This window comes from Silicimonas lutimaris, from assembly GCF_047314965.1.
Taxonomy (GTDB): Bacteria; Pseudomonadota; Alphaproteobacteria; order Rhodobacterales; family Rhodobacteraceae; genus JAVJUV01.
The window spans coordinates 1-23,590 of sequence record NZ_JBLBVK010000047.1; the positions used below are offsets into that span (position 1 = coordinate 1).

The following is a 23,590-nucleotide window of genomic DNA, read 5'->3' on the forward strand; positions in this document are numbered from 1 at the left end:
AGCTCAGATCGTCATCAATCACTGGCTCAGGCAGTACAATCACACCCGGCCGCATCAGGCACTCAACATGCGCCCGCCCGTTCCTGAAACCCTATTAGAGAAACCCCTGATCAGTGGCCCATACACAGGGGGCTAGACACCAGACAGCAACAACCGGCAGGAGGGCTATGCCAAGTGCTGCTTTGCCTGCACTGAGTTCACCCTCTTCATCTTCCTCATTCTCATTGGCTATTTGTTCGGCCGACTCAGACACTTCCGCGTTGTTCTCTATTTCAGCTGAAGATTTTGGGGCCGTACATCCTGATACCCCAATCGCAAGAATTAGCATCAAGGTTCGGAAAGATTTGACTACTTGCATATCATGGAACCCCATAAGCCTCTGATATGTTTTCAGGGTATATTGCCCGGCCTAACGTTCTTTGATGGAAGTCAATCAGTGATTTTTCTCCTGTGTACGGTGAAGCATGACCGGCGAATGTGACGTGGGCGCGGGGAATCTGGGCCGACCGGGCCGAAATCGCCAAGCTGCGCGCCGGGGCGTGGATGCTGCGGGAAGTGGCGAAGGTGCTGGGGCTGTCTGAGGAAGCCGTGGACGAGGTGTTGCGTGGGTGACGCCTTCGTGCGTGGCCAAGGAAAAGTAATTCTTGGGATATCGGGTGATTGGTGCAACGGTACTCAAATACGGAGGACACAGCATGAAAAGACGCGTCAAGTTTCTTGTTATGATCACTGGACCGCTTCTTCTCATGGGATGCGAACACATATTCTGGTGAATCCCTAGGCTGCCAACGGTGCTAGGCGTCAAACATAGCAAACGGGTCGTCTTCTTCCTCGGCTGGCGTCGTGAAGCGCTGCCGCAAGTCCGTCAGGCCCAACTCAGACATCAAAGCGCGCATTTGTGCCAAGCGGCATGAATGTGAAGTATCCCCGACATAAATGGGTCTACCGGGACAAGCGCCGGCCAGCCTTACGCTTGTCGCGAGGTGGAATGGCATTACATCGCGTCAGGCGAGCCAATGCAAAACGGTCTGGTCGACAGCTTCAATGGCCGCCTGCGGGATGAGTGCCTGAACGAACACCTGTTCCCAACACTGCGCCATGCCCGCTATCTGATTGCGGCATGGCGCGACGATTACAACCATCACCGCCCGCACTCGAGCCTCGACGGGCTCACCCCGCGGGCCTTTCCCGCCTGAGGGAAACTCACTTCCAGCGTGCAGCCTGACTGCTCGCAGAGTTGCTGCACGATCGACAGACCCAGTCCGAGCCCCTCCGTGAGGGGGGCTTCCGGATAAACCTGCGCGCTATCTCTTCCAGGTCTTCGGGAGCAACCGTGTCACAATCATTGGAGATTTCGATACGACATCCTGTAGTGTCCCGAACCAGTCGACGACCTGGTGGTCGGCCTCGAGATGCTCGATGACCGGAGCGGCGAGGGCGCGTTCGTCCTCAATCAGCAGAATGCGCAAAGGTGTCCTGAGGGTTCTTCGCCTGCCTTGTTCGTTTGAGAAAATAGAACGGCAGAATGGCAAGATAAAGGAAGTTCGCAAATACGAGTGTCGGCCACGGGTTGGTCAGCAAGCAATAGATGCCGATCAAGGCAAGCACGGCGGCCGGCACGGAAAGAGGTGATCTTAAGCCGATATGCTTGATGGAGATCGTTGGTATCGTGCTTATCGCGAGCAGGCCCACGCCGACGACATAGACCGTGCGCAGAAATGGATGGGTCGGCGTATTCCAGTCGCTCAGGTGCATGAAGACCGGCATAAGGGCCAGGAGCGCCAGCGCCGGGGCGGGAACGCCGACGAAGAAATCGTCGCTACCACCGTTCTTTCTTGCCACGTTGAACCTCGCAAGGCGAAGCGCGCAACAGATCGCGATGCTCAGCGACGCGATCCAGCCGAGGCTGGCATAGTCAGTGTCTGCATACAGGTTGTGATAGATGAGAATGGCCGGAACGACCCCGAAGTTGAAGAAGTCCGACAGCATGTCGAGTTCAGCTCCCATGTCGCTCGTCGCATTGAGGAGACGTGCGATCTTGCCGTCCAGCGCGTCGAGGAGCATCGCCACCAACAACAGAGCGAGCGCTGCTTCGAGATGCCCTTCGAGGTCCAGCCGCAACGCGTTCATGCCCGCAACAAGTGCGCATAACGTCACAAGACTTGGAATTATACGTCGGAGGGAGAGGGCGAGGTTCTGTCTCATGTGCAATCTAACTCGGACGCCCTGACAGAAGTCCGGAGGGGTGTGACAGGTCGGCAAGGATCGTTTCGCCGGCTACGGCCGTCTGACCGACGGACACCCGAGGCGCGACGCCTTCGGGAAGAAGGACGTCCAGTCGGCTGCCGAACCGGATAAGGCCGAAGCGTTCACCCGCCGCGCAGGCATCGCCCGGCTTCACGAAACAGACGATCCGCCGCGCGACAAGCCCCGCGATCTGCACGACCCCGATCCGCGTGCCATCCTCCGCCTCGATCGTTACGCTGTTGCGCTCGTTGTGAATGCTCGCCTTGTCGAGCGAGGCATTCAGGAACTTGCCATGATGGTAGATAACCTCCCGCACGGTCCCGCTGATCGGTGCCCGGTTGATGTGACAGTTGAAGACATTCATGAAGATCGACACCCGGGTCCTTGGCGAAGTTCCAAGACCCATGTCTTCCGGTGGTGCGACCTCCTCGATCAGGGACACGATCCCGTCCGCCGGAGACAGGACCAGAGAGGGGGCCTGCGGGACGACGCGCACCGGATCTCGGAAAAAGTAATAGCACCATACCGTCAGCCCGAGCCCGACCCAGAACAGCGGGGCCCAGACGAGGGTCAGAACGAGCGTGCCAAGCGCGAAGGCCGCGACGAACTTGCGGCCCTCCTTGTGCATCGGAACCGCGACTATCCTGAGCATGTCCATGTATCGATCCTCAGCCCGGGGAGAAGGAACTTGCTACCACGGCAAGTATGAAGACACCATTCGCAAAGAGCAGGCACATGGTCGCGAGCGAGCCGAGCTCCTTGGCCTCACGCGCGAACCCCTGCCACAGACGCCGGACGCCTGCAGCCGAATAGCCTGCGGCTGCGAAAAGGTGCGCCGCCCCGGCCATTCGCTCGGGTTTCACGGCCTGGTTTGGAAATCTGTCGGTCATCGGTTGGCGATCCGCTGTCTGCTTGTGCACGAGGCGAAGACGTCCAGTTCGGCATGATGTTCGACGGTCGCGATGTCAAGCATCCCAAGAAGAGAATGAAACAGGTTGTCGTGCGAAATCGCGGCATCCTTTTTCGCCGAAAGACACGCCACGTCGATCGCAAAACGGTCATGGAACGCTTCTGACATCCACATGATCATCGGCACCCTGGTCTGAAGCTCCAGCGCCATGAAGTAAGGCGCGCCATGCAGGTAAAGCCCGCCGTCGCCGAGCGATTCACCATGGTCGGAAACATAGATCAGCGCGGTGTCCGCCCGGCTTTGCCCGTCGAGAACGCCGATGGCTTCGGCGAGAAAGTTGTCCGTAAAGGCAATCGTGTTGTCATAGGCGTTGACGATCTCCTCCAGTGTGCATTCCGTGAACTCGGCCGTCCGGCATGATCGTCCGAACTTCTCGAAGCCCTCGGGATAACGAAGGAAGTACGCTGGCCCGTGGCTGCCGAACACTCAATCAAAGTGCCATTCTATTTGCTTGCCAGAGAAACTCAGGACCATTGTTCAATCTGGCAAGATGAAAGCTCTAAAGGCCGGAGGAGTCACGTCAATGGGCAAGCACCTTGCATCAAAAATGTGCTTCTTTGATGTGAGGCCGTCAACTGCATCCGCGACAAGGTGGGCTGGCCTGGTGGCATCCTGGCAGGTGGCGACTGGGGTACGCCCAAGGGAATGCACTGGCGCACCTATGAACTGACGTGCTGTCTGCTGCGCTTGCACCCGTCGCGGCCATCCTCTGAAAACCGAGCGACGTTTTCATAGTCTTGCTGTTGATCTCGGAAGCACTGTTCAGTTTGGCTTTCGTTGATACCTGCCGCCAGACTATCCGTGAAGCAGGGGCCTGTCTTACGTGCCGTCGGTACGCGGAACGCGCGGCCCCGCTCCAAAGGATATCCGCTTCTGGGCGAGACGGTTGATGCCCAACAGCTCCAGAACCGGCCGAAGTCCTATCCCAAGCAGCACGCCGATCGCCAACTGCACGGAGATTTCCAGCGGTGTGGGAAGGAGCCCCGGCACAAACTGATTCAGGGTGAAATCAACAGCGCGATGACTGAGATAGATCATCAACGCATGACCCGAAATGATGACGAAAATGGCGGTTAGGATGCGCGGAAGTGTGACAAAGGGAACGAATACGCACAGGCCTATTGCCAACAGCCAGGCAATTTCCGCGTTGTTCGGATAGACGAACTGAGCCAGAGCAAGATGTACAAGCCCAAGCATGATCGAGACGAGCCGCCGCATTGAAGTGTCGGCATACCCAAAAAGTACACCAAGTGCGAAGAGCGGAAGCAGCGTCGTCGGTGCGTTCTGGAGCAAAGCTGACACGTGGCCGATATCCCCCATGTCGAGCGGACCGGACAGCAGCAGGATCAGACCGGCACCTATGATCTCGGCCAACCCGTAGAACACAAGCGCTCCGCGCCATGGATTTGACGCCAGGGCTGCCCGCAGCCCCGGTATTGCCAGCAAGACGCCCAGCAGGAAGAAGATCTGCAAATAGGCGTGAAGGAACCATAGCCAGATTATGTGATAACGCTGGGACTCGAAGCCGAGGATCACTACATCAATGAACTTCGCCACATTCTCAAAGAGAAGTATGGCTGCGGGATGAGGCGAATTGCCGATCTGGCTGTGCACCATGAAGATCAATATCGAAGCCGGAACCAGCGGCACGAGCAGTTTGGCGATCAACGCCCAGATGCGTCCGGTCCGGCCGTCCTCCAAGATCGCCGGCAGGTGCAGACGCCCGAACGTGTATCCGGCCAGCGCGAACAGTGCGAGCGAAGCCCCCACCGCCAGCTCCCAGCCCGTGTGATGGGCGACAACAAGAGCGATGGCGATACTCCGCATGACGATGAACGTGTCCAGGCGCCGCGTCTGAAAGAGCCAACCGGTCTGTTTCTGTCCGGCGTGGGCGTCTTCACGATGGAGCGCGAGTTTCGAGACCGGCATCCATTCCCAGTTTTCGGGCAGAACAAACCCATGCGCCTCAAGTTCGAGCCGCGCCTCGATCGTCGAAAGGCTATCGGCGCCGAGGTCGAATAGGGACTCGCCCCGGCCGATCACCGGTCGTCCCGTGGCCTTTGCGAAAACGGCCGAGATGACCTCTTCGGCGTCGCTCTTTTGTCCGATGCCGTCGGATATGTTCGCTTCATCCTGCTGGCTCCGGTCCGCGAGCGCGACAAGAGCCTCTCGGTCGATCTTGCCGTTGCGCGTTAGAGGAAACTCCTCCAGCAGAAGAATCCGGGCCGGCATCATGTAGGACGGCAGGCTTCTCGCCAGCGCAGCTTTGACTGCGGCGTCTGTGACCGTATTGGAAACCGTCTGCGCGAAAAGCAGAATCCTGCCCTCGGAAAGCGTGGCAAAGGACCGTTCGATCCCTGAAACCGCCTCTACCGTCGCCTCGATCTCCCCAAGTTCGACGCGGAATCCGTTGATTTTCACCTGCCCATCACGGCGACCGGCGAAATAGATGTTTCCGTCAGAAAGCTGATAGCCGAGATCGCCTGTGAAATGCTGACAAGCGCTGGTCGCGCCGGCAATATGTCGTTTCTGATTGATCCCTTCGACCGGATCGGCCAGTTCCGCCACGATCTCGCCGACTTCCCCGGTGGAGACGGCATTCCCGTCGTCATCCAGCAAACGCACACCGGTCCACGGCAAGGGAAGGCCCATAGGGATGTCGCGTTGCGACGGTTTGGGGGAATCGATTATCTCGTGAACGAGAAACGCCTGCGGGGTCTCGGTCGTCCCAAAGACATGGAATTGCCTGGCTCGAGGAGCAAGCGTTTCGAAGTGTCGCACACTCGACTGCGGCAACCGTTCCCCGCCCCAGAAGATACCACGCAGGCTCGTGAAATCGCTAGCCGCGGCATCTCCCGCCATGATCAGCCGGGCTGTCGAAGGGCTGAAGCGAACGACATTGCATTTCGCCTGTTTGAAGAATTGGCGAAGGGCCTCCGGTCGCGACATTTCCTCGGGCGTCGGAATGGCGACCATGCCACCGTGACAGAGGGGCAGGAAGACGTCACGCAAGGTTGGGTCATGAGCAATACCGGCCATCAACATGGTGGTGATGCCGTCGCGAAGATCCAGTGTCTCCGCTTGCCATGAGACGAACCGCAACAAGGTCGTATCTGGGTGCGAGACAAGCTTGGGGCGGCCAGTCGTTCCCGAGGTAAACAGGTGACAGCAATATTGGCGCGGCGGGCCGTTCACGATTGTCGGGTTCGCGTCAGCGGAATGGTCCGGCCGAATGATCGTGACCCTACGGGCCAGACAGAGTGGGACCTCCGCGCCCGCCGGGACAAGATACCGGGCACCTAGACGTTCGAGCATGAACAGGATTCTGTCCATCGGGTACGTGCTGTCGATGATGGCGAAAGAGGCCCCGGCAGCGGAGACGCCCAGCATGGCTTCGACCAAGGCCGGATCGCGCTGTGCCAGGATCGCCACACGGTCGTCCGCCGTGACGCCCGCCGCCTGGATCGCAGCCGCAACTGCGCGCGTGCGTTCCGCAAGAACGCCGTAGCTCATCCTGCCCTTGGACGTGATGATCGCGGTGGCTTCGGGCTGGCGCTCGGCGGTCTCGAAAAATGGCTGATGCAGGCGGTGGCCGGGCGTCGGGTCCAGACTGGTCCGCGGGAGGACAACCTCGTGGTTTCTGCGACCCTTCTTAATGATGTCCCGGCAAAGGGCCTCAGGGGTCTCCAGAGCCGCATTCAAGACCCGGTCGAGAAAGCTCAGAAACAGTTCGACCCGCTGGTCGGTCAGGACAGCCCGGTCGTAATATGCATGGGCCTTCAGAACGTTTTCATCCTCCGCCCAAACGAGGTTCAGTTCGAACTCCGTACGACGGTCCAGAAACTCTCGGGGACCGACCTCCAGTTTCCCGGCCCGAATTCGGTTCGTGGGCGGGAACATGTTGATCGAGATGCCGGGCGCCTTTCCCTCCGACAGCACGCTGTCCAGAAGTGGTTCGGTCTCGTGTGCCACCGTTTGGCTGGTGCGCTCGGAAATGTGGCGCGCGAAGGAGGCGAAATCTCTATCCGGGTCGACGGTGAGGTCGAGTGGGAGAGTGTTGGAAAACGGGCCGACGATCGAGTTGGGCGCGCCAAGAGACTTCCGTCCTTCCGACTGGAAAAAGCTCGTCACCCCTCGGTCGCCCATGAAACCCTGCACCGCAAGCGCATAGGCGGCCGCCAGTATGCCGAACCTCGTGGCCCCGGTTTGCCGCGTCAGTGTCCGCAGCGAGTGCCCGAACTCCTCGAAGGCGCGAACGGCCACCTGGCCGGCTTCGTCGGACTGGCCTTGCGAAACGCCGTCACCTACCAGCCGGACAGGTGGCGGAAGGGAAGAAACAAGGCTCTGCGCTTCCGGCGACAGCTCGCCTAGTGGATCCTGGGCTTGTGCGAAGTCATAGTAGGACCCGACCGGCGGAAGCTCCTCTCCGCAATACAGTTTGAGAAGCTCGCGATTCATGACCCCACGGGAAAATCCGTCGGTAATGGCGTGATGCGCCGCTATGGTGAACCGCCAGCACTCGCCGCAATCCGCGACCACAAATCGGACGAGTGATCCCGGCTTGCGGGTGTCGACCTTGTTGAAGATCAGGGGAAGTGCGCGCTGCCGGAACGTCTCAAATCCACGATCCGCCAATTCGAACGCATGAAACTCGAACCGTGCCTCCCGCGATACATGGGCGGTTACAGTGCCGCTGTCGATCCGGAAGCTCGTTCGTAGTGCTTCGTGTCGCTGCACCAGCGCCCTTGCAGCTTCGTGGAGCCGTTCTCGATCCAGTGGGCCATGGACCAGATGACCGACTGCAATCATGTAAGTCCCGGCACCCGCCATTTCCGCTTTTACGTATCGGAACTGGTTACCTGTCGCGATCTTCGGCTCGGACGAAACATCTTGGTACATGGCACACTCTTGAAACGCGATCGGTGCCATCTCAAAAAAACCGGGTATCAAGGGCTACCAACCTGATATGCCGCAATTATTTACCCAGACTTTTCGCGTTGAACAACTTCCGGTTTTTTGTGGGGTGAGGATGGTATCATGGCCGCAACACACGACTGCAAATCCCAACGGAACTCGAGCGGAAGGAACGCAAGCTTCAAAAAGTGGACAAGGACCAAGTCCACGCATCAACGCATCTGCGAATATGAATGGTTCGAGATTGAAGAAAGCTGAAGGTCTGCTTCGTCCCGAACTCTGTCGTAGTCTCGAATTTTGCAAACATCTGCTCGACGATCATTCTGCGGAAAAACAATGTGTTGCGAGCGTAAAACGTAGTGGCCAATACTGAATGCGGCCGTCTTACTTGTCAGGCTATTCTCGTTTGCTGCGTTGAACAAAGATCCTCGCCGTTTTGCGAGGTTTTTTTGGGCGGTGGCGGCGAGCAGGAATTCGTCATTTGCGCCGCATGGGCCTCGCAATCGCAGCCTGCCGAGGCCGGGTATGCGCTTGGGTTGGGCCTGGGGCATTTCGACCTTCTTTCGGAGCGCCATCGAGATTTCGTTTTTCTTCATTCTGGCGATGTCGCGCGCGATTTGGAGGGCGTCTGCGGTATCGATGGTCGATGCGTCCCACTCTTCCTTCGGTGTGGAGTTCTGTTCGTTTCACTCTGCCTCGATCAGGCTGGCATCGATTGCCATACGTTGGCCGCTGACCGCACCTTCCGCGATGCGCGGGCAACAATAGTTTCGAACAGATGACGCAGCAGTTCGCTCTCGCGGAAACGGCCATGCCAGTTCTTTGAAGAGATCGAAAGGTCGAGTAGGCGGCCGCTCAGATCGATACCGCAGAACCAGCTATAAGTTAGGTTCATGTGGACCTCTTTACAAAGCCGCACCTCGGACATTGAGGCAATTCTCACCAAGGTCTGCTTTCCGCGTTGAGCGGACCTTCGCGCTCAAACGGACGGCTCGGCGATCAAGTTAGTCCTTTCGGTCTTGTCCTTCCTCACCAGCGGGCCCTCGCGCTCATCGTGTACGCTCCAAGCTGCCGTCCGGCGCGTGGTTGCGTTGAGAGGCGCCGACGCGCCAGTCCGATCCGCTTGATAAAATGGTTGATTTCAATGAGGCTGCTGTCCTGAAAGGAGCCAAAATGAAACAAACCTCTCTTTCTGTCATACTCTGTTCTTTCGCTCTTTCCGGCTGCGTGGACAATTCAATACGGGAATTCGGGGATCTCAGGCCAACGGAGTCAGGTTTCGAGGCGACCTTTGGCGTGAACGCCAAGACGACTCCGGTAAATGGTCGAAACGCCGAAGCAAAGCGCCTGGAGACATTGCAGGACTGGACCGAGGATGCCGGGCTCTGCCCGAATGGCTACCAGATTGCCGACAGGACAGTCGTTCAAAGGCTCGGCTATGAGTATTGGATATACTACGTAGGCAGGTGTCTTTAATGGAGCGGGTCACCAGCGGCCGAGCTGGCTGACCACCTCCGAGGCCAAGATCACCAAGCCGTTTTTCAGCGCAAGGGTGCCAAGAGAAGCTGCGAGGATCCTGGGACATCCATAGGAAGGGGCGGCGAGGGTACTTGGAACGCTCAGGTGCAGGAAGTGGCGATGCCAGTCCGTCCGTTCGAACTTCTCCACCACGGGAAGATGGGATTTCGAGCCGGGTTCGCACTAGACATAGTTCGCCCCGCCAGGTTTGCCGTCTATTCCGTACACGCAGTTTTTTTCGTACGAGACCTGCTGGCAGTTAGGAAAACCTTTCAGAAACAGGACTGTGATAATGGAACTCGCACCGGGTGGGCCGGATCGAATTTATGGAAATCGGACGTTTCCGTGACGAGATTTGGATAGTCCGAAGGCATCGAAAATTAATTCTGCCATATATTTACCGCCCAAAAGTCCCGCATCATCCTAAAATCAGGCTGATTTTCAGGTCAAACAGACGGCTGTTGACTAGTGATTTGTTACGAGGACTGCACTTATGCGATCCAATGCGCAACCCGTCGATTTGATCGAGGGTGAGTTCGAAGATGAACCGAAGCCGGGCGCGGTTGCCGTCATGACCGGAACCTTCACCACCGATCTGGCAACCAATACGACAATCGAGAAGAATACGTCGCTGAGCGACGCCATCCAGACCGACCGCCGCACCGAAGCTGACGATTTCCCGCTTCGCGTCGCCCGTTCCCGCGCTCTGATAGAAGTGTCAATGACTGCGGTTGTGCTCCTCAAGTCCGCAACCGCGACCGGGGTGTCTACTCCGGTTGCTGCCGATCCCGCGCCTGCCGCCAACGAGGTCGCCGCGATTGAAAGCGCACCGATTCCGGAAGCGATGGCCACGGCGATGGCTGCGTCGCCGGTCGAGACCCGTCTCGACGGCGCAATTACCTTGAAGTCCATCCTCGAACGCGAACTCGAGGCCGGATTCAGAACCTTTGGTTTTGCTCTCGAACGCAAGGGCGAAATGTGGGTTGAAGAATTTAATCTCGCTTCGCTCTCAAACTAAAGCATCCCCAAGACATACTTAGGAGTATTACGATGTTCCGTTTCAGGAAAAAAGTTGTCGTGCCTGAAGGCAAACAATCTCAGGTAGATGAGTTCGCCAGGATTGCACCCCAGAAGCCCGCCGAAGAGGCGCCCGCCATCGACCCGGCGATGGGCAAGCGTCGCCGCCCCATTGCGGCTAAAACGCGCCTGATGGGCTACGACACTTCGGATGGCCGCATTGTCGACCTGTTCTCCGAGGACAAGGTGAACACGGACATCGGACGCATCCAGTTCCCGGTTGGCCTTGTGATGGTCATCAAGGGCGCCGGCCTCGGCGAATGCTTCGCCATCAAGTCCGGCATGTCCCAGATTGGACGCGGCGAAGACCAGGCGATCCGGCTCGATTTCGGCGACATGGCCATTTCGCGCTCCAACCACGCCGCCATCGTCTACGATCCGAAAGAACACTCCTTTCTGCTGGGCCATGGTGGAAAATCGAACATCGTGCGGCTGAACGGTAAGCCCGTGGTCAGCACTTCCGATCTCACGAACGGTGACGAGATTGAAATCGGAGAGACGAGGATGCGCTTCGTTGCGCTCTGCTCGAATGAATTCAACTGGGAAAACGCCGAACGTGAAGAAGGGGATGACGACGATGATCTGGAGATTGCCTGAGCCCCGCTTTGATGTTGCGTCCGCGCTCGACCGAGGAGGTCGTGACTATCAGGAGGATTCTCTCGTATCCGACTTCGCGGTCGGCGACGATTGCGGAATCGTGGTCCTTGCCGATGGCATGGGTGGCCATTCCGCCGGGGACCTGGCCTCGAAAATCGTTGTTACCGAAGTCTTCAGCGAGCTGAAGTTTCATGGCGACCTCTTCTTCGATCATGCCAGAAGTCTGCCGACGCTGATGTCGAACGCGATCTCCGCAGCGAACGAATGCATTCGCGAGGCGATGAACACAAACGAATCCGCCCGCGGGATGGGCTCGACCGTCGTCGCCACCGTGATAGCAGGCAACCGCCTGCACTGGTGCTCGGTCGGCGACAGCCCGCTCTACCACTTCCGTGGCGGTCAGATGACACAGCTGAACGAGGACCACTCCATGGCGCCACAGATTGATGCCATGGCGTTTGCCGGTATTATCACCGAAGAAGATGCGAAATCGCATCCCGATCGCAACTGCCTGACATCGGCCATCGTCGGCAGCAAGATTGCCAAGATGGACAACCGCGGCCAGGCCTTCGAGCTCAAGGCGGGCGACATCATCGTCGTGTCCAGTGACGGCCTGCAGTTCCTCGAGGACAAGGTGATCGCCAAGATCATCGGCCGCAACCGGCGCAAGCCAAGTGCCGACATCGCAAATGCGCTGTTACAGGCGGTCAAGGCCCTCGAAGACCCCGAGCAGGACAATATCTCCTTCGCGGTGGTCAAGGTCCGTCACGAGAAGCCCGTGATCCGGCCGGTGCGCCGCACCAACGTCACAGAAGTGGATTTCCATTCCACCCGGCTGGCGGGCGAAGCGGTCGCAGGGGCCGATAACACGACAATCCTCTCGGCAGAAAATGAGGCCGGGGACGAAGATATGCCGGCATCCGTAAGAGGCCGCGCCTGAGGTAAAAGTACATGTCGAGTAACGAGTTTAAGTTGGACCAGTGTGTTTCGGTCCGCCTGTCCCGCCTGCTTGGCGGAACGTTTCTGAGCCCGAAGGATCGTGCGCTGGCCGAGGTCTGCCAGCGGCGGCTGACCCAACCGCTGCGCATGATCATCTTTGGCTCTGATCCCAAAAATGCTGCACATCTGCTCAATTTGATTATTGGACATCCGGTAATTCCGGCAAAATTGGACAGTGTAAACGCAACGATTGTACATAGCGAAAAATCTTTCGCAAATTTGCAATACGCGGATCGAACTCAACGGAAATTATCGGGATCGGAATTCGCATCGATTTTCGACAATGATCCTGTCCGGGTTCGTATCGGCATCGATCTTCCGTCGCTCCAAAAGCTGTCCTTTACAGTCCTTGCGGACTCGAATTCGGAACGCCTGATGGCGGGCGGTGTCTCTCTCCTGGACTCGACGGATGTTGCCATCTGGACGGGCGGCGCCTGTTCCGAGGCCATGCGCGATCTCTGGGATCAGCTTCCTGAGATGGTCAGGGCGCACAGCTACCTCGTTCTGCCTCCCAATGGCGATGCCCCGGGCTGGGACGATCTCGCGCAGGAATTCGCGGGGGCACTGAGTGTCGATGCGCGCCTTGCGCTTCACGCCAAGAACCGCCGCCGCGGCGTCGACAAGGAGTCCTTCAAAGCTGCCGGCGGCACCGAACTGGTCAAGATTATCAAGAAGGAGATCGACCAACTCATCAAGCAGTCCGAAGACGTCGTCGAAATTCTCTGCCTCCGTTACGATGCGCAGTTGGCCGAAACGCAAGAAACCGTTGTCGATCCTTCCGAGCCTTTGAACGCGAAGCCGCGTTCGATAATCAACGAAAGAGAAATCAGCGAAAAATCATTAATCTCAGAGGGTAAGGAGGTTCTCGAGTCGCGCCCTACGACCGTGTTGACCTCTCTCTCGGATCGTCTCCGCACATCGTTCGACGCCGATGCAACCAAACCGGGCCGCGCCGTCACAGAACCCATCAGCTTGATTGCGCTTCAACGCAGTTTGCGCGGCGACCCTTCAAAGCGACCGGTTGCCCTTACAGGTCACGACGTCCGGCCGACCGGCGATCGTGCCGTTGACATGCAGAAAACCGGGCAGGGCGCGTGGCCCGGGTCTGGAACCATGACAAGTCCTCCTGCCTCACCTCACTACAACGCGCCCGTTGCAGCATTGGCGGACAATCCGGCATCGGGCAGCGGGACAGCGGCGCCAGAACCGGCAGCATCGCGGAAAGAGCGAAACGTCGAATCCCTGCAGTCGCGCTTAGCGCGCGATGCCACTTCGTCTCGACCTTCCGATAATGAGCCGCGTCCGGTGACACCTTGGTCCCTTGGGCTGTAATTTTCTAGGTCATGTTGACAAAAGGGAGGCAGTCTGGGCGTCAGGCGTGATTCAGGCAGGTGTCTGCGATGCAGACCAGCTTGGCGCGCGACCTGAAGATGGGCGACGAATGGTCGTTGTTTTGGCGCGTCATCCAAGCCGTCCGAACACCGAACGGATGCAAACCTACAAACCACTGCCTTGTTCTAGATGGAATTTTCTGGATCGCCGGTGCACCGTAGCGCGACCTACCCGAAGAGTTTGGAAAGCGGTCGAGCGTCCACCGGCAGTTCCGGCGTTGGTCGCTTGCGGGCCGGTGGGAAGATATCAAGGAGGCGTTCAACCAAAGCCGGGCCGTCCCAGATGCGCTGCAAATCTTCGACAGCACCGTGGTTCGCGCCCATCATCAGGCGGCAGGTGCAAAGAGGAAACTCAGAAACAGGGGTAACGCGGGGCGCGAGGGGCGGCTTACGCAGGAATTCACTACACATCCGTGCGACATCTGGAGTGCTAGCGACAGTTCCCTTGCCAAGGACGCCAGCTGTAACGGTATGCGCCCTTACGAGACAACACTCATGGCGCTTCGCCACGGGCTTTCCGAACTCGACCTCCGTCCGCCGCCTTCCATCTGGCTGCCGGGATCGATGGCGGAAGCGCGGCCAAGATGCTGGATGGCGCCACGAAGGAATTCGCGAAGATCCTCGCCGGACTCGAATTCGGTGACGCCGATCTCAAGATCAAGGGTCTCAACAAGACCATGGTCGACATGGACAAGGTCGTCGGGATGTACACCGAGGCGGGCAAGCTCCACATCTGAGCCATCCTCGCTTGACGTGCGAAAGGAGCGGCGCATCCTCAGCCGCTCTTTTCTTGTTTGCAGCCCGGCACGTCGTGCAAAAAAACAAAACGCCGCGTCTGGCGCGGCGCTCAAAAAGGCGGCTTGCGGGAGGAGGGGCCTCAGCGCCCCCAGATGCGAACCGGACCGCAGTCCATGTGCACGAAGTTCGAGCGCGAGTACTTCCCGACGCCGCCGGCCGAGCACGAAATCGCCGCCTTCGAGATTTGCCCGACGCTGCGGTTCGCAAGACGGATATCGGCGGCCTGACCCTTCATGTGAAGAGAATTGCGGGCGACCGAGCGCGACTTCGAGCGCAGCATCTGGTTCGTCTGCGGCGAGCGGTAGCCCGAAAGCAGAAGGTAGGGGGTTTCGGCGTCCAGCAAACGGTGCGATGCCGCCAGGATATCAACCGTGCGGTGATCGATGTCTATCACGCCATCGGTGCGCCAGTCGCGCATGAAGCGGTTCACCTCGGCCAGCGCTTCCGGGATATAGTCGCCCTCGATCCAGTAGATCGTATCAAGGCGCTCTCCGGTCCGCCCCGAGTGCATCCGGATCCGGCGGATGTCGCCAGCCCCGCGCAACAGGCCGAAAGCATTTGAATATGTCGGTGCCGCAACCAGAGTGGTCGCCGCGAAAGCGCGCAGCAAACCGCGCCGCGTAACGCTCGTCTTTTCCGAGGTCGTCATTCTGCCACTGTGTCCCGTTCTGTCTCCGACACTTTCATGCCGTGAGAGCCACCTTTGTCCCCCAGGTGCAGGCTTTGTATGGCACGCAAGGTTAACGAGCGGAACCTCTGATTCCGTAAAATGCTGTGCGGACTGCGAAATCGGCAAAAATCTGCTCACCGGAGCGATTGTTGCACTTCGTGGCAAACTTGCACGAGGACCGTTGCCGTTCAGCGACAGCAACCTAAGATCAGTGTAAAGTGAATGGACAACGCGTCCTGCTTTGTCGAGACAATCTGGCTTGGGGCGCAAGAGCATCGGATTTGAAATGACTGCCACGGTTGCATTTGCACGACTGACTTTTTTCGGACTGCTTTCAGCGGTTCTTCTGACGGTGTCGCTCCCCGGAATGGCGCGCGCCCAGGTCACGGCTTTCGTTCAGGCGGTCGCCGAGGCTGCGGCGTCTGACCGGGATATCGCCGAATTTTACCGGTCCACCGGATACGAGCCGATCTGGACGGGTAAGGACCGCAAGTCGAAGGATCGGCGCGAGGCGTTTCTGCGCGCAGTCAATGACGCGCCCGAACACGGTCTTCCGGCCGCGCGTTACGATCCCGATACGCTGCAGATCAACCTGCGCTCGGTGCGCTCCGAGCGGGATCTCGGCCGTATCGAAGTCGAGATGAGCCGTCTGTTCCTGCGCTATGCGCGGGATGTGCAGACGGGAATTCTCGTGCCTTCGCAGGTGGACGACGGCATCAAGCGCGAAGTTCCCTATCGTGGCAGAACCGCGCTTCTCACAGCGTTCTCCAAGTCCTCCGCAAGCGGCTTCATCAAGAACCTGCCGCCGAAGGATCCTGAATATGCGCGGCTCATGAAAGAGAAAATGCGCTTCGAGCGGATTATCGGCCAGGGCGGTTGGGGGCCGAGAGTCCAGTCCAAGGCGCTGAAGCCCGGCCAATCGGGCAATGCTGTCGTGCAATTGCGCAACCGGTTGATCGCCATGGGGTATCTCGACCGGACCAATACGGCGACCTATGACGACCGCATGTCGCAGGCTGTCGCGGCGTTTCAGAGCGACCACGGTCTTTTCACCGATGGCGTCGCCGGGCCTGGCACGATGTCGGCGATCAACATCGAACCCACCACGCGCCTGTCCCAGATCATCGTTGCCATGGAGCGCGAACGCTGGATGAACATGCCGCGCGGCAAGCGGCACATCTGGGTGAACATTACCGATTTCCATGCCCGGGTCGTCGACAATGGCAAGGTGACCTTCCAGACGCGGTCCGTCGTGGGCGCGAATTCACATGACCGCCGCACGCCCGAATTCTCGGATGTTATGGAACACATGGTCATCAATCCGACGTGGAACGTGCCGCGCTCGATTGCCACCAAGGAATACCTGCCGCTTCTGCAGGAAAACCCATATGCCGTGGGCAATCTCAACCTCGTGGATGCAAGTGGCCGCATCGTCTCACGCGATGGAATCGACTTCTCTCAGTTCGACGAAAGAACGTTCCCGTTCGATCTGAAAGAGCCGCCCAGCCAGGGAAATGCGCTCGGTCTCGTGAAGTTCATGTTCCCGAACCGCTACAACATCTATCTCCACGACACGCCGGCAAAAAAGTTGTTCGGGCGCGAGTCCCGGGCCTTCAGCCACGGCTGCATCCGGCTCAACGACCCGTTCGACTTCGCCTATACGCTTCTGAGGAAGCAGGTTCGCGATCCCGAGGCCTTCTTCAAGGAAAAGCTCTCGACGAGTCGTGAAACCGTTGTCGAGCTTGAAGAACACATTCCGGTGCATCTCGTCTATCGCACGGCGTTTACGCCTGCGAAGGGCAACATCCAGTTCCGCAACGATGTGTACGGACGCGACGCGGTAATCTGGAAGGCTTTGGAGCGCGCCGGGGTTTCGCTTCGGTCCGTTCGGGGCTAAATCTTTCTCCAAAACGGGCGTGCGCTTGGCACGCCTGGATGGAGAGCAGGCATGAGCCATACCGTCAAGGAAATCGCGGACGCGCTGGGGGCAACAGTCTTCGGAGCGTCCGGACTTTCGATCACCGGCGCAGCCGAACCGGCGATGGCGGGTTCTGAGGATATCGCCCTTGCCCTCAAGCCCGAGTATGCCGAGGGCCTGTCGAAAGGGTCCGCCAGAGCCGCCATCGTCTGGGACGGTGCCGACTGGCAGGCGCTGGGTCTGGAAGCCGCGATTGTCGTGCCTCGGCCGCGCTATGCGATGTCCGGGCTGACGGCGCTTCTCGATCCGGGCCCCGAGATCGCTCCGGGCATTCACCCATCCTCTTTTGTCGACCCGACCGCCGAGATCGGCGACGGGGCCGCGATCGGCCCGCTTGCCGTGATCGGAGCGCGCGCGAAAATCGGCGCAAACGCCCGGATAGCCTCGCACGTCTCCATCGCGGAAGACGCCGTCATCGGCGAAGGCGCCCTGATCCATGCCGGGGTGCGCATTGGCGCGCGTGTCTCGATCGGTGACCGTTTCATCGCGCAGCCCGGTGCGGTTGTCGGCTCCGACGGATTCAGCTTCGTCACGCCCGAGAAAAGCCGTGTCGAAGAGGCGCGTGCCAGCCTAGGAACCGAGACGACTGCGCAAAACGCCAGCTGGACACGCATCCATTCGCTGGGAGCGGTCGAGATCGGCGACGACGTCGAGATAGGTGCGAACACGACGATCGACCGGGGCACCATCCGCGCGACCCGCATCGGGCATCGCACAAAGCTCGATAACCTTGTCCATATCGGCCACAACGTCGAGGTGGGCGAGGACACGCTGCTCTGCGGTCAGGTCGGCATCGCCGGATCGACGAAGATCGGCAACCGCGTGGTCATGGGCGGTCAATGCGGCGTGAACGACAACATCTTCGTCGGCGACGATGTCGTCTGCGGAGGGGCCACGAAGGTTTTCACCAATGTTCCCGCGGGGCGGGTGATGCTTGGGTATCCCGCCATGAAAATGGAGCAATACCTCGAAGCCAGCCGCAACTGGCGGCGGCTGCCGCGGGTCATGGATGACATAAAAACGTTGAAGAAATCGGTTTTAAAGGACGACAAGGACGACTAAGTAACGCATCAATAACTGGTCCGGGCACAACAATTGGACGTATGGGCATGAGCGATAGCGTCAAAGACCGCATCCTGGAGATCATCGCCGAGCAGGCGGTGCTGGAGCCTTCGGACATCTCGCTGGACCAGTCGCTGGAGGATCTCGGCATCGACTCCATGGGCCTTGTCGAAGCGATTTTCTCGATCGAGGAAAGCTTCGACATCCAGGTTCCCTTCAACGCGAATGAGCCCGAAAAGTCCGACTTCGACATTTCCTCCGTCGGCGCCGTTGTTGCCGCTGTCGAGAAACTCGTCGCCGATCGGGCGGCATAGGTTGGTCATATGCACCGCGTGGTGATAACCGGGGCTGGGACGATCAATCCCCTCGGTCACTCCGTCAAGGACACGTTCGAAGCGTTCCGCGAAGGCCGCTGCGGGATCGGCGAGCTTGACATTCGCGACGTCGAGCGCCTTGCGATCCGCATCGGCGGACAGGTGCGAGATTATCATCCCGATGATCGCTTCAACCGCCAGCAGCAGGCGCTCTACGACCGCTTTACCCAGTTCACGTTGATCGCCGCCGAGGAGGCGATCCGTCAGTCCGGGCTGGAATTTCATGGCCATCTGGCCGACCGGTCCGGGGTTGTGCTTGGCACATCCGGCGGCGGGCTGACCACACAGGACGAGAACTACCGCGCCGTCTACGAGGAGGGGAAGAACCGCGTCCACCCCTTCATCGTCCCCAAACTGATGAACAACGCCGCCGCCAGCCATGTGTCCATGGAATGGAACCTGCGCGGCCCGTCCTTCACCGTCGCGACCGCTTGCGCGTCATCGAACCACGCCATGGGACAGGCCTTCTACCTGATCCGTTCCGGGCTGGCGAAGGTCATGGTGACCGGAGGTTCGGAATCCATGCTGTGCTTCGGCGGCGTCAAAGCCTGGGAGGGCCTTCGCGTGATGTCGAAGGACGCCTGCCGGCCGTTCTCGGCCAACAGGAACGGCATGGTGCAGGGCGAGGGCGCCGGCGTGTTCGTTTTCGAAGAGTACGAACATGCACGCGCCCGCGGGGCCGAAATCCTGGCCGAAGTCGTCGGGTTCTCGATGTCCTCGGACGCCAGCGATATCGTGATGCCTTCCCAGCAAGGCGCGGCCCGCGCGATCTCTGGCGCGCTCCGGGACGCGGGCATCAATGCCCAGCAGGTGGGCTACATCAATGCCCACGGCACCGGCACGGCGGCCAATGACAAGACGGAATGCGCCGCGGTGGCCCATGTGTTCGGCCATCACGCGGATACGGTCATGATCTCGTCCACGAAGTCCATGCACGGCCACCTGATCGGCGGCACGGGCGCCGTCGAGCTTCTGGCCTGCATCATGGCGCTGAAGGACGGCGTCATTGCCCCCACCATCGGCTACGAAGAACCCGACCCCGAATGCGCCCTCGATGTCGTGCCGAACGAGGCGCGCGAGGCCAGGATCGACTATGCCCTTTCCAACGCCTTCGCCTTCGGCGGCCTGAACGCGGTTCTGGCGCTGAAGAAGGGGTAGGGCACCCTGCCGCGGGGCGACATGCGGTCTGTCAGCCGGAGCAGGTTTCCAGCGGGTCCACCGTTGCGGCCGATTTGCGGAGAGCGCTTTCGTCCAGGCCGTAGATATCCGGGTACCGGAGCAAGGTACCGTCCTCCGACGGAAAGGTCGTCAGGTAACGGATCAGAACCGGTACCGCCGGCGCCTCTACTTCCTTCGTGGGAGGCACCTCGGCCATCTGCCGGACCCAGTCCTCGCTCTGACCCAGTAGCCAGGCGATCAGCGCTTCCCAGCGCTGGACACGGATGCAGCCATGGGACAACGCGCGCATTTCGCGGTCGAACAGGTGCCGCTGGTTGGTGTCGTGAAGATAGACCAGCAGACCGGGCTCCAGCCGGACGGCCGCAAGCCCCAGCGGATTGTTCTCGCCGGGCGGCCGCACCTCGTCCCGGTATTCGCCGCTGGCGACCATCTCCGGTGTCGGACGCCAGGACGGCCTGAACGTCACCCGCGTCGTGTAGGTGTCGATCCGCGGCGTCCTGTTCCAAGGTGTGCCCACGATGATGCGGCTTCTCAGAACCGGTTCGCCATCTTCGAAGGCAACCAGCTCGAAATGCGGGATGTTCACGAGGATGGCACGCCCCATGGGAAGCGACAGCGGAATGTCGTGACGGTCCAGCAGCGTCTGGAACTCCGAACGCGCGACCTTCATGTCGCCACTTCCCGTACTCAGGTAGGAGGGCTGCGCCCCGCAGGACGCAAGGACCAGGAGGGCAAGTGTCACGATCAAACCGCGCATGATACATTCCGTTGTCATTGGCCGCGCAACCGCATGGATGCGTCCAGATGCCGTTGTCGACCAGGAAAGCGTACCAACAGGGACCCGCAGGTCAACTCGGGACCGTGCCTCCATCCGGCATGCCCGGTGCCCTCATCGTCCCGCCGCGCGCTCGGCAATGCGCAGGCACAGATCCGTCGCCTTGACCATGTCCTGAACCGAGATCCATTCCAGCGGCCCGTGCAGGTTCTGCATGCCAGTGAAAAGGTTGGGACACGGAACGCCCAGTTCGGTCAGGCGCGAACCGTCCGTCCCGCCCCGGATCGGTATCGAAATTTCCGCAATTCCCAAATCGGCAAGGGCCGACCGCGCAAGCTCCACCGGTGTCATGTCCGTTTCCAGCCAGTACCGCATGTTGCGGTACTGTGGCTTGATTTTGCATGCGATCTCGGCGCGAGGCTCGGTGGCGGCGATCGTGTCGCAGACCTTGCGCAACAGCGCGCCCTTCGCCTCCAGTCCCGCCAGTTCGAAATCGCGAAGGATGAACCGCAGCTCCATCGCGGCCGCGCTGCCCTTCATTTCGATAGCGTGTATGAAGCCCTGGTAGCCCTCCGTCGTCTCCGGCGTCAGCGTCGTCTGGGGCAGGGTCTCGACGATCTTCGAAGCAAGATGGATGGCGTTCACAAGCTTGTCTTTCGCCTCTCCCGGGTGGATCGAGACGCCCTTCACGGTGACGACGGCGAAATCGGCCGAGAAGGTCTCGTAGACGATCTCTCCCAGATCACCGCCATCGAACGTATACGCGAAATCGACGCCAAGGTCGGCGGGCAGCCGTGCGTCGACCCCGCGCCCGATCTCCTCGTCCGGGGTGAAGGCCACACGAAGCGTCGGCCGCCTTATCTCGGGGTTCGCCAGTAGGTGACGTGCGGCGGTCATGATGATCGCGATGCCTGCCTTGTCATCCGCCCCGAGAAGGGTCAGCCCGGACGCCGTCACGATGTCGTCGCCGACCTTCCCGGCGAGGTAGGGAAACTCATCGGGCGAAAGGGTCAGGTCCGGGTTGTCGGGAAAAGTGATCGCGCCGCCGTTGTAGCCCTCGATCACTCTTGGCCTGACCCCGGTGGCGTTGAACTGGGGCGCCGTGTCGACATGGGCCAGAAAGCCGACGGTCGGTCCCTCGACTGTGCCGGGAATGGTGGCGATGACCGTGCCATAGCCGGTTTTCGTCACATCGCTGGCGCCGATCTCCTGCAACTCTCCGACAAGGAGGTCCAGCATCGCGTGCTGGCATTCAGTGGACGGCGCCGAAGGGCTGTCCATGTCGGACTGGCTGTCGATGGCACAATAGCGCAGCAGGCGGGCCTTCAACTCGGCATGGAACTGGCTCATGAGACTTCTCCCTTTGCTTGACGGGGAAGGGGCCTGACTGTCCGCGAAGTGTCAAGTATCCGGCATCGGGGCCGTCACCGCATGGGATTGGCGGCTTCCCGGCGCGCCTCACCCGGCAACCGCTTTTTTACCTTCCTTAACGCGGGCACCACATCTGGTGGCTGGGGGCGAAATTCCCATACCTTTGCCATACGCTTTGCCGACGCATTGCATACGCTTTGCAGCACCGGGACATATCGCCGGACACCTGTAAATAAAGGCGTGTTAAGGGTTCGAGGTCGAAAACGTTACACCGCCGCACGCCCGTTGCCTGCGCGCGCTGCTCAGGTCCGTTTCAGCGGGACGCCGTAAAGCTCCATCCGGTGTCCCTTCAACTCGTATCCCAGTTTTCGGGCGATCCGTTCCTGCAGTTCCTCGATCTCTTCATCGACGAATTCGATCACTTCGCCGGAATGCAGGTCGATCAGGTGGTCGTGGTGGTCGCGGTCGGCGTCCTCATACCGGGCGCGCCCGTCGCGGAAGTCCAGTTTTTCGAGAATGCCGGATTCCTCGAACAGCTTGACCGTCCGGTACACCGTGGCAAGCGAGATCTTCGGGTCGATGGCGCTGGCGCGCGAATACAGTTCCTCCACGTCGGGATGATCGTCGGCCTCTTCCAGAACGGTCGCAATGGTGCGGCGCTGCTCTGTCAGCCTCAGCCCCTGGGCCTCGCATCTCTCGATAATCGTGTCGGTCATGCACCTGCCTTTCGGGCATGGGGTTTACGGCAAGCTTGATCTCAGGAAAACCCTTGGAAGGTCAATCTTCCTTCCATCACCTTCACCGCGTTTCCGCCGATCCTGACCGCGACCGGTTCTTCGTTTTCGACGGTGACCTCCGCCTCGATCCTGCTGGGGCGCCCCATCTCAATCCCCTGGTGGATATCGAAGGACTGCGATCTGCCGTCCAGCTTGCCCAGGTACGCCGCAAGCGCCGCCGCCGCGCTGCCGGTGGCCGGGTCTTCCATGATCCCTCCAAGGGGCTGAAACATCCGCGCCCGGATGCGCCCGCCATCCCTGATATAGACATAGACCGCCAGACGGTCGGCCTCCGGTCCCGCGGCCTCGCGGAAGACATCCGTGACAGGGCGCGCGGTCGCAAGCGCGGCCTCGCCGGTCAACTCGGCAAGGACGAAATCCGTTCCCAGCCCCGCCAGAACGGGCATGTGCCGGTCTGTCCGGATCGCCTTTGCCGACTGCCCGATACAGGCGCCAAGCGCAACCGTGGCGGGCGCCTCTCCAAGGCTCAGCGGCACCCGCGTCTCGAACCGCGCATGGCCTTGCGTCACGGTCACGGGAATCGGGCCCACGCCCAGTTCCAACACCATCTCGGATCCGCCAAGGCCCAACCCGGCAAGGGCGATGGCCGTGCCCACCGTCGGATGGCCGGCAAACCGCAGCTCCATCGCAGGCGTGAAAATCCTGACCTTCGCCGTATGAGAGGGATCGTCCGGCGGATAGACGAATGTGGTCTCGGAGAAGTTGAATTCCCGTGCTATCGGCAAAAGCTGATCTTCGCTCAATCCGCTCGCGTCCGGGATAACCGCTAGAGGGTTCCCGCCGAACGGGATTTCGGTGAACACGTCATAGACCAGATACTGAGTCATTAGTCTCTCCCGCGATCGCTGCGCCCGCATGTCCCTTAGCGCGTTC

The 23,590-nt window shown here is 59.9% G+C and carries 23 protein-coding genes and 3 pseudogenes; 14 read left to right on the forward strand and 12 right to left on the reverse strand.

Annotation, left to right across the window (positions count from 1 at the left end):
• Positions 1-13 precede the first annotated feature (13 nt).
• The 3 genes and pseudogenes from ACKLNI_RS09200 to ACKLNI_RS09210 all read left to right on the forward strand — a co-directional run.
• Entirely contained in the window at positions 14-136 is a 123-nt protein-coding gene (locus ACKLNI_RS09200; RefSeq protein ID WP_413716966.1) for an integrase core domain-containing protein, read from the forward strand.
• A gap of 341 nt (positions 137-477) precedes the next feature.
• Complete coding sequence (locus ACKLNI_RS09205) at positions 478-612, forward strand: hypothetical protein (RefSeq protein WP_413718772.1); 135 nt, start codon at positions 478-480, stop codon at positions 610-612.
• Positions 613-977: 365 nt separating this feature from the next.
• Positions 978-1,196 (forward strand): annotated as a pseudogene (locus ACKLNI_RS09210) (integrase core domain-containing protein); the annotation flags it as partial.
• Positions 1,197-1,449: 253 nt separating this feature from the next.
• Here the strand turns inward: ACKLNI_RS09210 and pssA are convergent.
• From pssA to ACKLNI_RS09245, 7 genes and pseudogenes are all read right to left on the reverse strand, one after another.
• Positions 1,450-2,205 carry a CDP-diacylglycerol--serine O-phosphatidyltransferase gene (pssA, locus tag ACKLNI_RS09215; protein ID WP_413718773.1) on the reverse strand — a complete coding sequence of 252 codons (756 nt, stop codon included), beginning with the start codon at positions 2,203-2,205 and terminating at the stop codon, positions 1,450-1,452.
• Between the two features lie 7 nt (positions 2,206-2,212).
• Complete coding sequence (locus ACKLNI_RS09220) at positions 2,213-2,905, reverse strand: phosphatidylserine decarboxylase (protein WP_413718774.1); 693 nt, start codon at positions 2,903-2,905, stop codon at positions 2,213-2,215.
• 10 nt (positions 2,906-2,915) lie between these two features.
• Positions 2,916-3,137: a hypothetical protein gene (locus ACKLNI_RS09225; protein ID WP_413718775.1), complete on the reverse strand. Its 222-nt coding sequence runs from the start codon at positions 3,135-3,137 to the stop codon at positions 2,916-2,918.
• Complete coding sequence (locus ACKLNI_RS09230; protein WP_413718776.1) at positions 3,134-3,643, reverse strand: phosphoethanolamine transferase; 510 nt, start codon at positions 3,641-3,643, stop codon at positions 3,134-3,136. Before ACKLNI_RS09230 ends, ACKLNI_RS09225 begins: the two co-directional genes overlap by 4 nt.
• A 393-nt stretch (positions 3,644-4,036) precedes the next feature.
• The gene (locus tag ACKLNI_RS09235; protein WP_413718777.1) at positions 4,037-8,116 is read right to left on the reverse strand and encodes an AMP-binding protein; all 4,080 of its coding nucleotides are present in this window, start codon (positions 8,114-8,116) and stop codon (positions 4,037-4,039) included.
• 227 nt (positions 8,117-8,343) lie between these two features.
• Positions 8,344-8,727: a hypothetical protein gene (locus tag ACKLNI_RS09240; RefSeq protein ID WP_413718958.1), complete on the reverse strand. Its 384-nt coding sequence runs from the start codon at positions 8,725-8,727 to the stop codon at positions 8,344-8,346.
• 12 nt (positions 8,728-8,739) lie between these two features.
• Positions 8,740-9,056, reverse strand: a pseudogene (locus ACKLNI_RS09245) (transposase); the annotation flags it as partial.
• Between the two features lie 248 nt (positions 9,057-9,304).
• On the opposite strand from ACKLNI_RS09245, the gene ACKLNI_RS09250 reads away from it, so the two are divergent.
• The 7 genes and pseudogenes from ACKLNI_RS09250 (at position 9,305) to ACKLNI_RS09280 (ending at position 14,450) form a co-directional block, all read left to right on the forward strand.
• Positions 9,305-9,607, forward strand: coding sequence for a hypothetical protein (locus ACKLNI_RS09250; protein ID WP_413718778.1), 303 nt, complete (start codon positions 9,305-9,307; stop codon positions 9,605-9,607).
• A gap of 535 nt (positions 9,608-10,142) precedes the next feature.
• On the forward strand, positions 10,143-10,667 hold the full coding sequence (locus tag ACKLNI_RS09255) for a hypothetical protein (RefSeq protein WP_413718779.1): 525 nt from the start codon (positions 10,143-10,145) through the stop codon (positions 10,665-10,667).
• 32 nt (positions 10,668-10,699) lie between these two features.
• On the forward strand, positions 10,700-11,323 hold the full coding sequence (locus ACKLNI_RS09260; RefSeq protein WP_413718780.1) for an FHA domain-containing protein: 624 nt from the start codon (positions 10,700-10,702) through the stop codon (positions 11,321-11,323).
• Positions 11,295-12,263 (forward strand): PP2C family protein-serine/threonine phosphatase, encoded by a 969-nt coding sequence (locus ACKLNI_RS09265; protein WP_413718781.1) that lies wholly within the window; start codon positions 11,295-11,297, stop codon positions 12,261-12,263. The genes ACKLNI_RS09260 and ACKLNI_RS09265 overlap by 29 nt, the downstream gene beginning before the upstream one ends.
• Positions 12,264-12,697: 434 nt before the next feature.
• Complete coding sequence (locus tag ACKLNI_RS09270) at positions 12,698-13,654, forward strand: hypothetical protein (protein ID WP_413718782.1); 957 nt, start codon at positions 12,698-12,700, stop codon at positions 13,652-13,654.
• 68 nt (positions 13,655-13,722) lie between these two features.
• A pseudogene (locus ACKLNI_RS09275) lies at positions 13,723-14,061 on the forward strand (transposase); the annotation flags it as partial.
• Positions 14,062-14,297: 236 nt separating this feature from the next.
• Positions 14,298-14,450 carry a hypothetical protein gene (locus ACKLNI_RS09280; protein ID WP_413718783.1) on the forward strand — a complete coding sequence of 51 codons (153 nt, stop codon included), beginning with the start codon at positions 14,298-14,300 and terminating at the stop codon, positions 14,448-14,450.
• Between the two features lie 140 nt (positions 14,451-14,590).
• On the opposite strand, the gene mepK is transcribed toward ACKLNI_RS09280, so the two are convergent.
• A complete protein-coding gene (mepK, locus tag ACKLNI_RS09285; protein WP_413718784.1) occupies positions 14,591-15,160 on the reverse strand; it encodes a peptidoglycan L,D-endopeptidase MepK in 570 nt (189 codons plus the stop codon).
• Between the two features lie 307 nt (positions 15,161-15,467).
• Here mepK and ACKLNI_RS09290 point away from each other — a divergent pair, with 307 nt between their 5' ends.
• Genes ACKLNI_RS09290 through ACKLNI_RS09305 form a run of 4 tightly spaced genes read left to right on the forward strand, consistent with a single transcriptional unit; the run spans position 15,468 to position 19,753 of the window.
• Complete coding sequence (locus tag ACKLNI_RS09290) at positions 15,468-17,078, forward strand: L,D-transpeptidase family protein (protein WP_413718785.1); 1,611 nt, start codon at positions 15,468-15,470, stop codon at positions 17,076-17,078.
• A gap of 51 nt (positions 17,079-17,129) precedes the next feature.
• On the forward strand, positions 17,130-18,221 hold the full coding sequence (lpxD, locus tag ACKLNI_RS09295; RefSeq protein WP_413718786.1) for a UDP-3-O-(3-hydroxymyristoyl)glucosamine N-acyltransferase: 1,092 nt from the start codon (positions 17,130-17,132) through the stop codon (positions 18,219-18,221).
• Between the two features lie 47 nt (positions 18,222-18,268).
• A complete protein-coding gene (locus ACKLNI_RS09300; protein ID WP_413718787.1) occupies positions 18,269-18,535 on the forward strand; it encodes an acyl carrier protein in 267 nt (88 codons plus the stop codon).
• Positions 18,536-18,544: 9 nt separating this feature from the next.
• Positions 18,545-19,753: a beta-ketoacyl-[acyl-carrier-protein] synthase family protein gene (locus tag ACKLNI_RS09305; protein WP_413718788.1), complete on the forward strand. Its 1,209-nt coding sequence runs from the start codon at positions 18,545-18,547 to the stop codon at positions 19,751-19,753.
• A 31-nt stretch (positions 19,754-19,784) separates the two neighbouring features.
• Here the strand turns inward: ACKLNI_RS09305 and ACKLNI_RS09310 are convergent, their stop codons facing one another.
• From ACKLNI_RS09310 to ACKLNI_RS09325, 4 genes are all read right to left on the reverse strand, one after another.
• A complete protein-coding gene (locus tag ACKLNI_RS09310) occupies positions 19,785-20,531 on the reverse strand; it encodes a L,D-transpeptidase family protein (RefSeq protein WP_413718789.1) in 747 nt (248 codons plus the stop codon).
• 132 nt (positions 20,532-20,663) lie between these two features.
• Positions 20,664-21,899: a peptidase T gene (pepT, locus tag ACKLNI_RS09315; RefSeq protein ID WP_413718790.1), complete on the reverse strand. Its 1,236-nt coding sequence runs from the start codon at positions 21,897-21,899 to the stop codon at positions 20,664-20,666.
• A gap of 323 nt (positions 21,900-22,222) precedes the next feature.
• A complete protein-coding gene (locus ACKLNI_RS09320; protein ID WP_413718791.1) occupies positions 22,223-22,636 on the reverse strand; it encodes a Fur family transcriptional regulator in 414 nt (137 codons plus the stop codon).
• Positions 22,637-22,677: 41 nt separating this feature from the next.
• Positions 22,678-23,544, reverse strand: coding sequence for a PhzF family phenazine biosynthesis protein (locus tag ACKLNI_RS09325; protein WP_413718792.1), 867 nt, complete (start codon positions 23,542-23,544; stop codon positions 22,678-22,680).
• Between the last annotated feature and the right edge of the window lie 46 nt (positions 23,545-23,590).

Bases quoted from the DNA above. Each gene is read 5' to 3' on its own strand.
- ACKLNI_RS09300 (WP_413718787.1), top strand. From the start codon at position 18,269: ATGAGCGATAGCGTCAAAGACCGCATCCTGGAGATCATCGCCGAGCAG.
- ACKLNI_RS09305 (WP_413718788.1), top strand. From the start codon at position 18,545: ATGCACCGCGTGGTGATAACCGGGGCTGGGACGATCAATCCCCTCGGT.
- pepT (WP_413718790.1), bottom strand. From the start codon at position 21,899: ATGAGCCAGTTCCATGCCGAGTTGAAGGCCCGCCTGCTGCGCTATTGT.
- ACKLNI_RS09325 (WP_413718792.1), bottom strand. From the start codon at position 23,544: ATGACTCAGTATCTGGTCTATGACGTGTTCACCGAAATCCCGTTCGGC.
- ACKLNI_RS09310 (WP_413718789.1), bottom strand. From the start codon at position 20,531: ATGCGCGGTTTGATCGTGACACTTGCCCTCCTGGTCCTTGCGTCCTGC.
- ACKLNI_RS09220 (WP_413718774.1), bottom strand. From the start codon at position 2,905: ATGGACATGCTCAGGATAGTCGCGGTTCCGATGCACAAGGAGGGCCGC.
- ACKLNI_RS09280 (WP_413718783.1), top strand. From the start codon at position 14,298: ATGCTGGATGGCGCCACGAAGGAATTCGCGAAGATCCTCGCCGGACTC.
- ACKLNI_RS09265 (WP_413718781.1), top strand. From the start codon at position 11,295: ATGACGACGATGATCTGGAGATTGCCTGAGCCCCGCTTTGATGTTGCG.
- ACKLNI_RS09320 (WP_413718791.1), bottom strand. From the start codon at position 22,636: ATGACCGACACGATTATCGAGAGATGCGAGGCCCAGGGGCTGAGGCTG.
- ACKLNI_RS09240 (WP_413718958.1), bottom strand. From the start codon at position 8,727: ATGAAGAAAAACGAAATCTCGATGGCGCTCCGAAAGAAGGTCGAAATG.
- ACKLNI_RS09255 (WP_413718779.1), top strand. From the start codon at position 10,143: ATGCGATCCAATGCGCAACCCGTCGATTTGATCGAGGGTGAGTTCGAA.
- lpxD (WP_413718786.1), top strand. From the start codon at position 17,130: ATGAGCCATACCGTCAAGGAAATCGCGGACGCGCTGGGGGCAACAGTC.
- mepK (WP_413718784.1), bottom strand. From the start codon at position 15,160: ATGACGACCTCGGAAAAGACGAGCGTTACGCGGCGCGGTTTGCTGCGC.
- ACKLNI_RS09235 (WP_413718777.1), bottom strand. From the start codon at position 8,116: ATGTACCAAGATGTTTCGTCCGAGCCGAAGATCGCGACAGGTAACCAG.
- ACKLNI_RS09260 (WP_413718780.1), top strand. From the start codon at position 10,700: ATGTTCCGTTTCAGGAAAAAAGTTGTCGTGCCTGAAGGCAAACAATCT.
- ACKLNI_RS09250 (WP_413718778.1), top strand. From the start codon at position 9,305: ATGAAACAAACCTCTCTTTCTGTCATACTCTGTTCTTTCGCTCTTTCC.
- ACKLNI_RS09290 (WP_413718785.1), top strand. From the start codon at position 15,468: ATGACTGCCACGGTTGCATTTGCACGACTGACTTTTTTCGGACTGCTT.
- ACKLNI_RS09225 (WP_413718775.1), bottom strand. From the start codon at position 3,137: ATGACCGACAGATTTCCAAACCAGGCCGTGAAACCCGAGCGAATGGCC.
- ACKLNI_RS09270 (WP_413718782.1), top strand. From the start codon at position 12,698: ATGGCGGGCGGTGTCTCTCTCCTGGACTCGACGGATGTTGCCATCTGG.
- pssA (WP_413718773.1), bottom strand. From the start codon at position 2,205: ATGAGACAGAACCTCGCCCTCTCCCTCCGACGTATAATTCCAAGTCTT.